10 protein-coding genes are annotated in these 13963 nt (G+C 57.8%); all 10 read right to left on the bottom strand.

Annotated features, from left to right (window positions below; translation table 11 throughout):
* Positions 1 to 15 precede the first annotated feature (15 nt).
* The 10 genes from NYE85_RS08085 to tssK all read right to left on the bottom strand — a co-directional run bounded on the left by NYE85_RS08085 (position 16) and on the right by tssK (position 13958).
* The gene (locus tag NYE85_RS08085; RefSeq protein ID WP_259004233.1) at positions 16 to 2466 is read right to left on the bottom strand and encodes a DUF2235 domain-containing protein; all 2451 of its coding nucleotides are present in this window, start codon (positions 2464 to 2466) and stop codon (positions 16 to 18) included.
* Positions 2454 to 2984 carry a T6SS immunity phospholipase A1-binding lipoprotein Tli1-KP gene (tli1, locus tag NYE85_RS08080; protein WP_259004232.1) on the bottom strand — a complete coding sequence of 177 codons (531 nt, stop codon included), beginning with the start codon at positions 2982 to 2984 and terminating at the stop codon, positions 2454 to 2456. The genes NYE85_RS08085 and tli1 (NYE85_RS08080) overlap by 13 nt, the downstream gene beginning before the upstream one ends.
* Positions 2985 to 3052: 68 nt before the next feature.
* Complete coding sequence (gene tli1, locus NYE85_RS08075) at positions 3053 to 3583, bottom strand: T6SS immunity phospholipase A1-binding lipoprotein Tli1-KP (protein WP_259004231.1); 531 nt, start codon at positions 3581 to 3583, stop codon at positions 3053 to 3055.
* An 87-nt stretch (positions 3584 to 3670) separates the two neighbouring features.
* A complete protein-coding gene (locus tag NYE85_RS08070) occupies positions 3671 to 4423 on the bottom strand; it encodes a DUF4123 domain-containing protein (RefSeq protein ID WP_259004230.1) in 753 nt (250 codons plus the stop codon).
* Complete coding sequence (locus NYE85_RS08065) at positions 4424 to 6802, bottom strand: type VI secretion system Vgr family protein (protein ID WP_259004229.1); 2379 nt, start codon at positions 6800 to 6802, stop codon at positions 4424 to 4426.
* Positions 6799 to 9441 (bottom strand): type VI secretion system ATPase TssH, encoded by a 2643-nt coding sequence (gene tssH / locus NYE85_RS08060; protein ID WP_259004228.1) that lies wholly within the window; start codon positions 9439 to 9441, stop codon positions 6799 to 6801. The genes NYE85_RS08065 and tssH overlap by 4 nt, the downstream gene beginning before the upstream one ends.
* Positions 9442 to 9726: 285 nt before the next feature.
* Complete coding sequence (hcp, locus tag NYE85_RS08055) at positions 9727 to 10218, bottom strand: type VI secretion system effector Hcp (protein ID WP_259004227.1); 492 nt, start codon at positions 10216 to 10218, stop codon at positions 9727 to 9729.
* A gap of 4 nt (positions 10219 to 10222) precedes the next feature.
* The gene (locus tag NYE85_RS08050) at positions 10223 to 11935 is read right to left on the bottom strand and encodes an OmpA family protein (RefSeq protein WP_259004226.1); all 1713 of its coding nucleotides are present in this window, start codon (positions 11933 to 11935) and stop codon (positions 10223 to 10225) included.
* The gene (gene tssL / locus NYE85_RS08045; protein ID WP_259004225.1) at positions 11932 to 12621 is read right to left on the bottom strand and encodes a type VI secretion system protein TssL, short form; all 690 of its coding nucleotides are present in this window, start codon (positions 12619 to 12621) and stop codon (positions 11932 to 11934) included. Before tssL ends, NYE85_RS08050 begins: the two co-directional genes overlap by 4 nt.
* Positions 12618 to 13958: a type VI secretion system baseplate subunit TssK gene (gene tssK / locus NYE85_RS08040; RefSeq protein ID WP_259004224.1), complete on the bottom strand. Its 1341-nt coding sequence runs from the start codon at positions 13956 to 13958 to the stop codon at positions 12618 to 12620. The genes tssL and tssK overlap by 4 nt, the downstream gene beginning before the upstream one ends.
* Between the last annotated feature and the right edge of the window lie 5 nt (positions 13959 to 13963).

Genomic DNA, 13963 nt, shown 5'->3' with positions numbered 1-13963 from the left:
TCTCCTTACTCAGTTTTATCCAGTCACCGTCAGTACGTCCTCAAACCAGTTGGCCGGGATCGCAGCCTGCGCCCGCGCCAGCTGTTGTTCAGCCACAAGCGCTTTTCGCTGTGCAACCACCACTCCCGGCTCCCGGGTAAATGCCCGTTGCTGTTCCCCACCCGGCAGTTCCGGCACGGGTTCACGGGTGATCCTGTCCAGTACCTCAACCTGCAGCGATCGTACTGCGCCTGTCGCGGCCAGCCCTGCCAGCTTTCCGGTCAGGCTCTTTTGCCTGAAGCTCAGCGCAACACCCGTGGTCAGGGTGGCAAAGCCGATAAGATCCCCGGCGATCACCAGCGGCGACAGGGACTTATTACATTTGTCGCTGAAATAAATCATCCGGTAGCGGAAGTAGCCGCCCCACATCTCGCGCGTCCCCAGCGTCGCGTGCATAAACCAGGCTCGCGAGTCGTGCACCTGGTCGTCGAATAACGCCCTGAGCAGCCCGGCGGGCTGGTCGGCATTACTGGCCTCACCGGCGGCAGGGAACAGGACTGCCACCCGGGCGTCTCCGCCAGCCTTTATTCGCCGGTATTCCTGCGGTTCATCATCGGTATTGAGCACGAAAATCATCGGTTGCAGCACGGTATCCAGCACCGCCTGCGCCAGGTTCTCCGGAATACGGTAACCGTCGTGGTAATCCTTACCGAACTCCTTCGCCGCTTCAAACAGCTGGGTCTGCGCCATATCCGGGTCAAAATCCTTGACGCCCGGATAAAGCACCAGCTCATCCATCTTGTCGGCAGGCTGTTTTGCTATCTGTTTCTCGCGCTCTTCAAGCACCGTTCTCTGTTTTTCATCCCGTGCTTCTTTTGCCGCCTTGCGCGCGGCGGGCAGCGCTTCGGTATTGGTGGCACGCTGGTAGAAAGGCGTTTTCAGCAACGAACCTCTGGCATAGCGCTCGATACGCCAGGCGGTGATCCACGCAATCTGGTTTTCGACAACGCTTTCCAGACTGCCGCTGGCACGCGGTGGTTCGTATTGGGAGGCCTCTTCAGGGGTGATTTTTTCTGGTGTGGTCAGATTCAGGGTGAGTTCGCGCCAGGCGTTGAAGCGTTTGATAAGAACTTCAGAAACTAAAAATTGAGAAATCACATCAATAGGCATGATTCGCCAATTATCTGTAGATGATTCAGGTAATACATCCTGTGGTACTTTTAAAGGGGCTCCAACTTCGAAAGCAGAGGAATATAGATCCTGTAAAATAATCTGAGATAGTAACAATCCATCATGCTTAGCATTCGCCTTCCCTTGATCCCCCGGCGGATAACCGCCCCCCAGATCCGAGTGCATCCCCGGGTAAACCACCTCGGTGGCATAGGGCGGGTATTTGCCGTTACCGCGGCGCACCGAGTCCAGCGGGAAGCACAGACGCTGCTCATGACCAGAAACCAGATGCACGCATTTTTTTATCAGCCCGCCATAGGTTTTATCGTCCGGCAACTCCATGGTGCCATCCGCCCAGGACATATGCCCCTCGGCAATCGGCACCAGGTGCGCTATCCCAACGGAGGCCACGGTATCAAGCAGCCCGAGAAACTCCACGCTGACGGGCAACTGCATCTCGCCAATCTGCAGGCACTGCGGGGGATTTTCGCCCTCCGCTTTTGGCGGGGGCAGCAGTTCGCTCAGCCAGCGGACAAACGTACGCGCAGCAGCAGCACCGCGGGAAAATCCGTAAACGTACAGTTTGATGCCTAACACCTTAGGCTTCCCCGGCTCCGGCTGCGTGAGCAGTGGTTTCAGTTGCGGGGCTAACGCATTCAGTAAACGGCTGAACTCTTCGTAACGGTTGTGGCTGCCGCCAAACCACAGCCGGTTCCAACTGGTACCCATTTTGTCTATGGATTTACGGCTGGCACCCTCGGACAGTTTTATACTGTTGTTTTCCGGGTCCTTACTTATTCGCATCAGCACATCAATAATGCGCAACAGCGCCCAGTTAATACGCTCTTCACCCTTGGTTGCCCCCACCAGTCCCAGGGTGGAATAGTCCGGATCGTTCACTTCCGGGAACGGGGTGCCCACGCCGGGAATATAAAATTTGAAGTACTTCCCACCGCTATCCCTTGCCGCATCCAGCGGTACCTTGCTCGCATCAGACACGCCACCGGCGGTGCCATCTCCGATGGTGGCACGAAACAGCCGCGCAATATTGGTCGGATACTTCGGGTCAGACAGCAGCAGGTCATTGTTCAGGTTATTGCCCGTACCGTCGAAAAACAGACTGATATGCAGCGTCTTGCAGCACGGCGGCTCCACGCGTCGTCCGGCCGCCAGACACAGTTCCTGGCGGTAGAGCCGCTCGGCGCTGTTCTGCTGATGGCAGCTCTGCCCGACCTGCAGCGCCTGGGTCGGCAGGCGTCCCTGGGTCGGGAACGGCGGCGGCACCCAGGCTAAATCGGTTTCCGTTATCTCGGACATACTTTGGGCTCCTTCATCCTGATGGGCTCTTTTATCGGGTAGGACGGACTGCCGTAGGTGTAGCAACTGGTTGTCACCTTCACGTCATCGCAGGGCAAAAAGTGCACCGTGATGCCGCAGACATCCTGGCCGTTATAATCGGGAAGCGGGACGGTTTTGCTGTGCTGACGATTCTGGGCTTTCATTTTTTTTTCCCAGGCAAGATATTTTTCTGTATCAGCAAACCCGGGAAAGCCTTTTGACCCTCCCTCCCCACTTTCCCAGTCAATGCGCACCGCCATACCCGGCGTCCAGCGGGCGGGTACGCTGTAGCAGCAGCCGCCACCGCCGCCCTGGAACGGGCCAATAATGTCGATACCCGACTGGTTATCGACGCTGAAGTGGTTAATCGCCCATTTGGTGTGGTTGATGGCGTCAATAGTTCCGCCACCACCGCCTCCGGCTTGAGCAGCAGGCTGTGAGCAACCGGTTAACAGCAGCAGGCCCGCCAGCAGCGGACTTAATAATGAATGTTTCATCTGACTTTCCTTGTAGACGCAGGACTAAAGGGGGAACGGCGGCGGTACCCAGGCTAAATCGGTTTCCGTTATCTCGGACATCCTTTGGGCTCCTTCATCCTGATGGGCTCTTTTATCGGGTAGGACGGACTGCCGTAGGTGTAGCAACTGGTCGTGACCTTCACGTCATCACAGGGCAAAAAATGCACCGTGATGCCGCAGACATCCTGGCCGTTATAGTCGGGAAGCGGGACAGTTTTGCTGTGCTGACGATTCTGGGCACTCATCTTTTTCTCCCAAGCTTTATATTTTTCATAATCAGTAAATCCTGGGAAACCATCTGTCGATGCCTCCCCACTTTCCCAGTCAATGCGCACCGTCATACCCGGCGTCCAGCGGGCGGGCACGCTGTAGCAACAGCCACCACCGCCACCCTGGAACGGGCCAATAATGTCGATGCCCGACTGGTTATCGACGCTGAAGTGGTTAATCGCCCATTTGGTATGGTTGATGGCTTTAATAGTGCCGCCACCACCGCCTCCGGCCTGAGCGGCAGGCTGAGAGCAACCGGTTACCAGCAGCAGGCCCGCCAGCAGCGGACTTAATAATGAATGTTTCATCTGACTTTCCTTGTAGACGCAGGACTAAAGGGGGAACGGCGGTGGTACCCAAGCTAAATCGGTTTATTTTCACCATCAGGTACTTATTTATGTGGGAAGCCACTTTTTCATGACCCAGGTCTCGCGTGCCTCATCCAGAATAATGCCCTGGCTGGTTGCCTCCACCATGCCCTGGTAACAATCAGAAAAAAGTGCCTGTTGTGATGCATACCTGCCCGCTGGCGGAGCACAGTGCGAGAGGAGGGTCATGACATCACATACGCACATCAGATGTTCAAGCTGGCGATCGCTTAGGTCGATTTTGTTAGGTTTTTCGTCGCGGGTCTGGGGCGTACCGCTACCTTTTATACCTCTGGCATTACCATCCATATCCTGCCATGCCCAGAACAGTACAGGGCGCAACAAAGGCTTTTGCTGTTCCTCACTGAGAACGTGCGTAAAAAGCACAGGAAAAATCCGCGTATCGTAAAACCGTAAAATCCCACTCCGCCCTTCCTGGAGAATATCCATACACTGTGTGAGCCAACCAGCCAGGGCAGAAAAAGGCCAGTGCGAACACAACAGCAGTAACGGAGCCTGAACGGCAACTTGCTGACTGATGTCCTTCAGCCACTGCAACTGCTGATTCTCATCAAGACCAATGCGTGCAACCAGCGGAGCATCATCGAGAATAAACGCTTCCGGAAGCCCGTGATAAAGTGACTGCCACTCCACCGACAGTGCATTCAGCGCCGGAATAACGCTGAAATCCAGCCCTGCCTGATCAACGATAATATCAAGATAAATAGTTCCTGAAGTCCGGCAGGTAACAGCGACTTCTTCAATCCATTGTGCAGTCATTTATGCCTCCCTGGGTACAAAACCCTGCGCCAGTTCCCGGGCTTTTTTAAGGCACTCTTTACATACCGATGCTGGCAGTTCTGGCAGAGGAAAATCCTCGCTGGCTGGCCCCTGCAAATCGTGCAGGCCTTTAAGACTGATTAATCCCGGCCCGTGAATGTGCACCTCTCCCTGTGGCGTAAGACGAATATAAGCCCCGCCACAGCCCAGAGTGATGCCATTTTTAGCCGTCAACTGCAGGTGTCCCTGGGTTGACTGGACGGTGACATCTTTCAGGGAAGTCAGCGACAGCGCATCACCATGTGACTCAATCTCCAGTGAACCTTTGGCGGATACCAGCCGCATTCCTTCCTGTTGGGCTAGCAGTGAGACCGCCTGACTCGCGTTCACCGAATAGCGCTGTGCTGCGGTGATATTGACTTCCCCCAGGCTCTGCAGGTACAACCCTTTCCCGCTGTGCATCAGGGTCGTTTCCGGCGTAACGGCGGCAATACCTTTAGGTGAGGACAGCAGCAACGCAGGCTCTTTAAGCTCACTGGCACCGGAAACCAACGCTCTTAATGGCTCAGCATCAGGAGTAATGTTGTGGTGAGTCTGCGTAACAGTTCCCCATCCAGTTACCTGATTCAACGCCCCTTTTAGCAGACTGATAGCTGGCTGCATCTCCAGCACCTGGCCCTGTGCCTTTGTCTGGCCATCAGCGCTGATGAACATCCCTTTCTGCGCCCGGATGGCGCCCCAGCTGTCGGTCCTGAGTTCAAAACCCTCGCCACGCTGCTGTTTTTCGCTGTCGACCAGATGTCCGAGATTGAGTTGGCTCTTGCCGCCGTACTCGGTGCTGACCTTGATATGCTCTTTCCCGCGCTCATCGTCGAGGCGGATTTTATTGTTCGCTGGCGTGCGCAGCACGTTGCGTTTGTAGTTGCGGATAGTGACGTGGTCGCCGTGCGCCGAGTCATGCAGCACGCCGGAGATGTACGGCCGGTCTGGGTTACCGTCTTCAAAGCCAATCGCCACTTCGGTGCCCGCCAGCAGTGGCAGGTGCAGACCGTAGGTATCGCCGGCATAGGGGCGGGACTGCCGGACCCACTGGCTTTCGAACCCGGTCTCCCAGTTATCCCGGTCAAACAGCATGTTGACGCGGTAGCGGCCGTCTTTGTCGATGTGCCCGTAGGTGTCGTTTTCCGTGGTACTGGTGATACGGGCCGGTAATGTGCCAGCCATCACCGGACGGTCACCGGGTTCCGGGCGGAAACTAAAATCAGTGCTGTCTGGGATGCCGTTGAAGCTGACGCCAAAATCTTCATCCCGCCGCGCATGGCTGTGCATCGCCGTGATGACCACGCCACGAGCAAACACCTCTGCCACTTCGTACCCGCCGGTGACTTTCAGTACCTGACCCGGAAAGAGAGTTGGGCAACTGGTGATGGCATGGGTCTGCGTCTGGCCATTCAGGTAGCGCTCATGACGAATGCGGGCATAAAACGCCCCGGTCTCCGGGGCAGGATTGCGGTCATGGTGACTTCCCGCTGTCAGATAGTTATCAGCATAGTGATAGGCATCCCCGTAGGTGGTGGCATCCCCGCGGGTTGCGTCCAGCCGGGTATTCATGTCTTCCGTCGCCTGGCGGTAGTTGTAATCACGGGTGCTGACCTGCTTTTGCACCACGTTATGACGACTCTCCATCCCCCATACCGAGTCTACGCCTTCCGAATGCTGTCCTGATGGCGGAACCGACGGCAGCGTCAGGCCTTTTTCATACCCCTGCTGACCGTCGTAGAACTCCACCACGTCGATGTTCAGACGCGTGTCAGTGGTAAAGCGGAACCAGATACCCACTTCACCCAGCAGGCGGGTAATAAAGTGCAGGTCGTCCTCGCCGTACTGCATCACCTGCTCGCGGCGCGGGTACTCTTTTGAGAGCGAGAACAGGAAATCCTGACCGCGCATGTTGTGACGCTCGCGCAGGATTTTTTCCACAATCTGCGGGACCGACATGTCCTGATAAATGGCGTTCTGGTGCGAACGGTCGAGCAGCGCCAGGCGTGGCTGGAGCGTCAGGGCATAATGGGTTTCATCCTTTGAGGTGTTGAGACGTTCAAAGCCGCTCACCACTCCCTGAAGGGTACGCACGGCCTGCTGCATTCTGATGCCGTAACCCGGGTCTTCCGGGGCCTGCAACGTCAGGGAGGCCACTTTCATCAGCATTATTTCTTTGCTGATGGCATGGTCAGAGCTAGTGAATTCAATCCGGTAGCGGAACGGTGTACTCAGGGCTTCATCGCCTTCAAACGCCAGGACATCGAGCTCTGCTTCACATCCCTTCACCGAAAGCCTGTGATGGTTGTGGCTGAATCTGATCGAGAGACTGGTGTTCATGCGTTATCTCCTTCAGTCCGGTCGAAATACAGCCCGATACCCTCTTCCTCACTCCAGCCAAGGCGTAACGACTGTGGTTTCTGCTTCGCCGCCATACGGGCCAGCAGTTGCTGACTCAGCACCGGCAGAATCTGCTGATTGAGCAGGCTGTCGACGTTGCGTGCGCCGGTGTCCGGCAACAGGCAGGCGGCGGTCAGCGCGTCATACAGGCTCTCATCTATCTGCGTGGTCAGGCCGTAGTGACGATGCAGTCGTTTGCTGACCTGTGACAGCTTCATTTCCACGATGGTACGCATGGCCGCTTCCGCCAGCGGGCGATAAATCACGGTCTGGAAGCGTGCCAGCAGTGCCGGCTGGAAGTGGTCGCGCAGTATCGGGCGCAGCAGCTCGTGCATATCGCCTTCGCTGGCCTCCGGCTGTTCTTCGAGCAGCTGCATCAGGTAGTCGCTGCCGAGGTTGGAGGTCATCAGGATAACGGTATTACGGAAGTCGATTTCGCGCCCTTCGCCGTCGCGCATAAAGCCGCGATCGAACACCTGATAGAACAGGTTCATCACGTCGCGATGCGCCTTTTCCACTTCATCCAGCAGCACCACGCTGTACGGGCGCTTGCGCACCGCCTCGGTGAGGATACCGCCCTGACCGTACCCCACGTAACCTGGAGGCGCACCTTTCAACTGGGAAACGGTGTGCGGCTCCTGGTATTCCGACAGGTTGATAGCGATCAGCGATTTTTCACCACCGTACAGCACATCCGCCAGCGCCAGCGCGGTTTCGGTCTTGCCGACGCCACTCGGGCCAACCAGCAGGAACACGCCCTGCGGACCGTTCTCTGACGTAAGCCCGGTCTTCGCCGCGCGCAGACGCTGGGCGATAGCCTCAAGCGCCACATTCTGCCCGACCACGCGTTTGCCGATTTCATTTTCCAGCGTCAGCAGTTCGGTCTGTTCGTCTTTCATCAGGCAGGACAGCGGTACGCCGGTCCAGTCGGCAACCACGTTGGCGACCGTACGGGTATCTACATCCACCTGGACCAGCACATCGCCCTGCTGCACCTGCTCCAGTTGCCGTTGCAGATCGGAAATTTCAGCCTGCTGGCGGCTGGCCATCAGTTGCTGCGCCAGCGCCTTTTCATTGCTGAAACGCGCCTCCTGCTCCGCGATACGCGCTTCCAGCTCAGTCCGCTGCTGCTCAATGGCACCCAGGCGGTCACCATGGCGGTTGCTACCAGTGGCGATATCCTCCAGTAGCGCCTGCTCTTCCAGTTCCAGTGCGGTCTGTTGCGCTTTCAGGCGCACAATTTGTTCAGGTACCGTATCGAGGCTCATACGTACGCGCGCGGCAGCGGTGTCGAGCAGATCAACCGCCTTGTCCGGCAACTGACGACCGGTGAGGTAACGACGCGATAGCGTAACCGCCGCCTTGACCGCCTCATCGGTGATATGCACGCCGTGGTGTTCGGCATAACGGGACTTCAGGCCGCGCAGCATCAGGCAGGCGGTGTCGTCGTCCGGCTCGTCCACTTTCACCATCTGGAAACGGCGTTCCAGCGCGGCGTCGCGCTCAAAGTACCGTTTGTGCTCGCTCCAGGTAGTAGCGGCGATAGTGCGCAGCTCGCCGCGCGCCAGCGCCGGTTTCAGCAGGTTGGCCGCATCCGCCCCGCCCGCCTGGTTACCGGCGCCAATGATGGTGTGGGCTTCGTCGATAAACAGCAAAATCGGCACCGGTGACTGCTGCACGGCGTCGATGACGTTTTTCAGGCGCTGTTCGAACTCGCCTTTCACGCCTGCGCCCGCCTGTAGCAGGCCGAGGTCAAGGGTGCGCAGGGTGACCGGTTTGAGGGATTCCGGCACGTTGCCCTCGGCAATACGCAGCGCCAGACCTTCAACCAGTGCCGTTTTGCCGACACCCGGTTCGCCGACCAGGATCGGGTTGTTCTTGCGACGGCGCGAGAGAATATCCACCATCTGGCGAATTTCCGTATCGCGACCAAATACCGGGTCGATTTTGCCGTCTTTGGCTTTGGATGTGACGTCGAGGGTGAATTTATCCAGCGCGTTCTGTAGCGCCGGGTTCAGTTCGCCCGCTTTCAGTTCTGCACCAACCGGACGGCCAACAAACACCACCTCACTGCCGTGATCCTGAGCCAGTTCAGCTTCCTGTTGCACATCCGGGCGTTCGTCCGACTGCCCATCAAGCAACGGACGCAGACGCTCAAGCTGACCCTGCCCCAGCGTCAGCAGTGGCCACAGGCCATCGCAGCGTGCCAGTTTTGGCATATCGACCAGCGCCATCAGCAGATGCACACTGCGGATGTGCTCTTCGCCATTGAGGGAAGCAATCAGCCAGGCTTTCTGCATCAACGTCTGAAGAGTGTCGGACAACTGCGGACGTTGACGTACCGAACGCGGCTGTTTATCCAGCCAGCCAAGCAAATCCTGCCACAGTGCATCCATATCCCACTGGTAGCGACGGGCCAGCACCGTCAGATCACCTTCCCCCTGCTCAAGCAGTTTCAGCAGCCAGTGCTCCGGCAAAATTTCCGCATGGGCGCGGGTCTGACACAAGGAGGCCGCCCCTTCCATCGCACGGGCGCAGTAAGGGTTGAGACGTCGCAGCAGGATGGCTGGATTTTCCATGAATTTCTCTCTTTGTCGGTTCCTGGACACGCTACCGCCCCTCGCTGTTTATTTACCAAAGCGCATCAGGTCAGGAAGGTGGATTTTGATTTTTACTCAGCGCCCGACATCGCAGGCGCTCAGCAAAAAGCGGGCAGCAGAGACTGCCCGTCGTGACTGTTACCCTAAATAGTTCGTAGTGCAGCAAGGCGGCAACTAAGCGCATCCTCGGGAGCGTACAAAAGTACGTGACCGGGGTAAGCGCAGGCGGCCAACACCGCGGCGATACGAAATATGACGGGTAACTTACGCGGTGGCGCGTTCATTCCATGAATCGAAATGAATGATGTTGCCGTCTTTGTAGGTCCAGGTGATTTTTTCGTAACGCAGCTCGATCTGCTCAAGGTGGTTGTGCTTCTCGTAAGAAGGATCCTTGATGTCGTGCATCACCGGATTCACTTTCACCACTTTCACATTCTCAAGTTTGGTGTTGAAGTACTCCACCTCCTGGCCCGCGTCGTTGATTTTGTACCACTTGAATTCCGCAGACTTGAGGGTCTGACCGGTGGTCACAGCCTTGTACAGGTACGGGCTGGACGAGTCGATTTCCTTGGTGAACAGGAACGGGGTGTGGATACGGGTACCGGTCAGTTTGCCGGTATTGTTGTCGGTCGGGATGTACAGGTTATGTTCCTGAGCGACAACTTCGATGCTGCCTTCACGATCCTGAACGTCCACAGAACCTTTAATGCCAGTGCCGCCGTCGTCCTTCAGCCAGAGATAAACAGGAATTGCCATGGAATTACTCTCCATTGTGTTGTAATGCGCCATCATCCTGCGATGACGCCTGGGTGTGGCCCGGTATCTGGCAGGCATTGGCCTGCGGTACCAGACTGATTTCGACACGGCGGTTGAGCGCACGCCCTGCCGGGGTGTCATTGGTTGCAACAGGACGACTTTCGCCATAGCCCTGCACCGCAAAACAGCTTTCCGGCACGTCCCCGGTGTCACGCATCCAGTCGCGTACCGCTTCGGCGCGCTTCTGAGAGAGCGTCTGGTTCAGTGGCGGATTGCCGGTGTTATCGGTATGGCCGGACACGACAATCAGCCAGCCCGGTTTCGCCTTAACGCCGACCAGCGAGTTCACCAGCATTTTGGTGGATCCGGCTTTCAGCGCCGATTTACCCGAATCGAACAACGACATGCTGTCGAGACGGACAATTTTCGGTACCGGTTTGGGTTTTGGCTGCGGTTCAGGCGGCGGTGGTGGTGGCACATAGGAGCGGAGCGCATCCAGCACCGGCATGCGCAGATGCTTCCCCTGATACAGACCGAGGCCCATCCGCGCCGGTACGCCATTGCGCGCCCAGTCATCCAGCTCTGCCGCATCGTCACGCAGAACGGCAACGGCGTCGGCTTTTGGGCCGAAATCATGCATCGGAATACGGTCATAGCGGGCAATATCGAAGCTCACACGTTGCAGCAACTGGCGATTGTTCCAACCACTGCTGAGCAGCGCTGCAATCGCCGCCAGCGTGAAAAGCCCGAGCGCACAACGGCAGGTACGCCCACACGGCGTCAGGCCTCGCCCTTCCGGCAACAGCGGCAGGATAAAATCCGGGAAGGGAGGTATAACCGTACTGTCCGTTCCCACCGGCTGCCAGCCCGCCACCTGCTGTATTGCAGCGTGACGAGAAAGCCACGCCGTCCAGGCCGATGTGGCCAGACTTCCGGCCAGGATCGGTCCCATTCCCCACAGCACCGCAACAGGTGTAATGACAGGAACATCGGGGTTCTCATCCATAAAGACAGCCTGGACGTGCTGATGGAACCAGCCCATCAGGCTGTTCATCAACACCTGTTGCTGCATCGCAGGCGACCCACCGGTGGTGACCCACGCAGCGATTGAGCTCGGTGCAGAAGACTCACGCCAGACCCTCACCCCTTCCCCCGGGATAGCCACCTGCCAGAGCAAGTCATTCGTCATCGCGCTGCCAATCTGACCATTCAGAACCAGCGGCACAGAATGACCTGTTTCTTTCCGCAGTTGGCTGATTTGCCAGCGCAGAGCCAGCAAGCGGCTGGTAAGGCGCTCGCTGTCGGCGTGTTTCTGCGGACAGACGCTGACCATCACCGACAGCTGACGACCCCAGTCTGGGCGCAGCCACAGTACCTGGCGGGCTACCTGCTCCAGATCCTGATGATCCTCCAGGCGGATCCAGCATCCCTGCGTGACAGTGAGCACCGGTGACTGCTGCATACATGCCAGCGGCAGATCGCCACAGACCAGCACCACGGGCTGACGGTAAGTGGCTTCGGGGAGGCCGTCCAGACACAGGGTGAGGTCATGCCCAGCACGGCGACTGGCGACAGTCCAGAACACCAGGATTAACCCAAGCACCGCCAGTAGAACGAGCACAGAAACCAGGCGAGTGCCCGGTAGGAAACCCAGGCAGACCACTGCACTCAGCAGGGCGGCCCACAGCGCAAGCCCGCGCTGTTGTGCAGGACTCATTTCACTGCTCCCGGTAGCAGGGCCAACAGCGTCTGATCCAACCAGTGATCCAGTCCCCACCAGAGTGCGGCAACCACCACCACGCTCAGGCCGATACGCACGGGCCATGACGCCAGCCAGCCACCCATTCCTCGTCCGGTACGGCTTTCCGCCAGTATCGGATGGGTTTGCGGATAGCTGAATGGCGTGACATGTTTACTGAGTGCGTTGACGAGTTTTTGGCGCTCCGGATCGTTCAGAGAACGGAAACTGCCGAGGAACCCTAGCATCATGACCCGCTGAAAGCAGGTCACAACAGCGTGGTCAGGCGCCGGTTCGCGCAGCACATCACGCATCCGATCGCACAGCGTATCACCGGCGTCCATGGTGCCGAGGAAATGCCCCTGCAGGGGAATGTCATACCACTGCACACAGGCGTCATCCTCCACACCACGACCTTTGACCGCCTCATCAAGCAGCGCACATTGGGCTGTGAGAATATGCTGACAGCTGGCTTCATCGAGTTCGCTCGCCTTCAGCTCACGCTGCACGCGTTCGACATCGGCAATGCAGCATTCCCACAACGTGCGCCCTTCTCCATCCTGAAATGTCGGACCGTGACGCAGGCTGATTATCTGCAGCCAGGTGTCCTGCAGCAGGGCATCAATATCAATGGGCGCGGCCGAGCCGCGTTTACGCTCACTCATGTTCTTAATACCGCAAAGAGTTCAAGTTCAGGCTCGCCGAGCATGCCCGGCACGTAGAACATACAGGTGCCGCCCGTGAGCATTTCGCTGGCCAGAGGATGAGAGGCATCAAGGCTGAAATACTGATTTTCCAGACGCAGTGGAATGGCTGCCGGCACATGACGCAGTGGCATCAGAGGCACGCCCACCCGTGATGAATTGACGATGCTCCTGACATGATCGGGGCTACCGATCTTGCACTGGCGCGGGAACTGCTCCTGCAGTTGCGCCACCGGCATCGGTGAACGTACGGAAAGGTAGTAATCCGCCCCTTCGCGCAGACGTGGGTCATGCAGACGGGCCTGCCAGAAGTGAAGCCGGGCATCATGCTCAAGCTCAATTGCTACTACCCGCGACGGCAGGCTGGCTTCCAGCAGGTCGCCCAGTAAGTCAAACAGCGGCGGGAAGACATTATTCAGTTGCTCATGTTGCCAGACAGGAATAGCACTCACCTGATGCTCAAGCGAGAAGGTCAGCAGACTGCCCGCGAGCCTTGCCAGCTCCGGATACAGACGCTCAGGCGGACTTTGCGGGTATCGCTGAAACTGTCCAAGCATGGGTTCTGCGCTGTTCAGGGCATTGAGCAGCCAGAACAAAGACACATCAGCCACGGCAAAGTCGGCCATGCGTTCGTTACTTTCACGACGCATGTCCATCAGTCGACTCAGACGGGCGCGCAGTTGCGTCATCAGTTGTTCCAGCTGGGCCACCAGCCAGCGACTGCCCTGGATGGTAAGGAGCGGCGGGAGAAACGTCTCATCAAGTTTCCACTCCCCCTGCGAATCCTGTTGCAGGCGGGCGACCGGACAGGTCAGGTAATCGCTATTGTTCTGATGTGCAAACCGCAGCGTCAGCTCCGGGCGCATCACTGCAATCTGGCGGGTATCTTCCCCAAAGGTGTTGCGGACATCCCGCCAGCGCTGGCGATAACGCACAGGACGCTCGGCCACCTCATCGGGTTTGAGACAGTTACCGCCATTCGCCCGCAGCAGCGGAAGCGCCAGAACCACCACTACTTCCTGTGATTCACCCTCAAACGCCAGCACCGGCGGCAGGTCATCGGCATTATCCGTGTCGATAAGCGTGCCGTCGGGGAAGCGGATGTGCAAATGACGGGCCTGCAGGCGGCCCAGTTTCAGTGCATCCGGCTCGAAAACGACATTTATCACGCCCCAGGGATGGGAGAGGCCCATCCGGGCGATGCATTCCGCGGACCAGGCCGCATACGCGACCTGTTGCTGGAAGTGCTGAGGAGAGATCATAACGCCCCTGCCCCATAACGGTTGTTCCGTTTTCATTGGCT

It is taken from the genome of Serratia sp. AKBS12 (assembly GCF_024793895.1).
GTDB lineage: Bacteria > Pseudomonadota > Gammaproteobacteria > Enterobacterales > Enterobacteriaceae > Serratia_F.
The sequence above is the reverse complement of the archived record's forward strand: the minus strand, read 5'-3'. Positions and strand labels throughout refer to the sequence as shown.

Excerpts from the sequence above, each read along its gene's own strand:
- tli1 (WP_259004232.1), bottom strand. The coding sequence starts at position 2,984 with ATGAAACATTCATTATTAAGTCCGCTGCTGGCGGGCCTGCTGCTGTTA.
- tssL (WP_259004225.1), bottom strand. The coding sequence starts at position 12,621 with ATGAGTGAGCGTAAACGCGGCTCGGCCGCGCCCATTGATATTGATGCC.
- tssH (WP_259004228.1), bottom strand. The coding sequence starts at position 9,441 with ATGGAAAATCCAGCCATCCTGCTGCGACGTCTCAACCCTTACTGCGCC.
- NYE85_RS08085 (WP_259004233.1), bottom strand. The coding sequence starts at position 2,466 with ATGTCCGAGATAACGGAAACCGATTTAGCCTGGGTGCCGCCGCCGTTC.
- NYE85_RS08050 (WP_259004226.1), bottom strand. The coding sequence starts at position 11,935 with ATGAGTCCTGCACAACAGCGCGGGCTTGCGCTGTGGGCCGCCCTGCTG.
- tssK (WP_259004224.1), bottom strand. The coding sequence starts at position 13,958 with ATGAAAACGGAACAACCGTTATGGGGCAGGGGCGTTATGATCTCTCCT.
- hcp (WP_259004227.1), bottom strand. The coding sequence starts at position 10,218 with ATGGCAATTCCTGTTTATCTCTGGCTGAAGGACGACGGCGGCACTGGC.
- tli1 (WP_259004231.1), bottom strand. The coding sequence starts at position 3,583 with ATGAAACATTCATTATTAAGTCCGCTGCTGGCGGGCCTGCTGCTGGTA.
- NYE85_RS08070 (WP_259004230.1), bottom strand. The coding sequence starts at position 4,423 with ATGACTGCACAATGGATTGAAGAAGTCGCTGTTACCTGCCGGACTTCA.
- NYE85_RS08065 (WP_259004229.1), bottom strand. The coding sequence starts at position 6,802 with ATGAACACCAGTCTCTCGATCAGATTCAGCCACAACCATCACAGGCTT.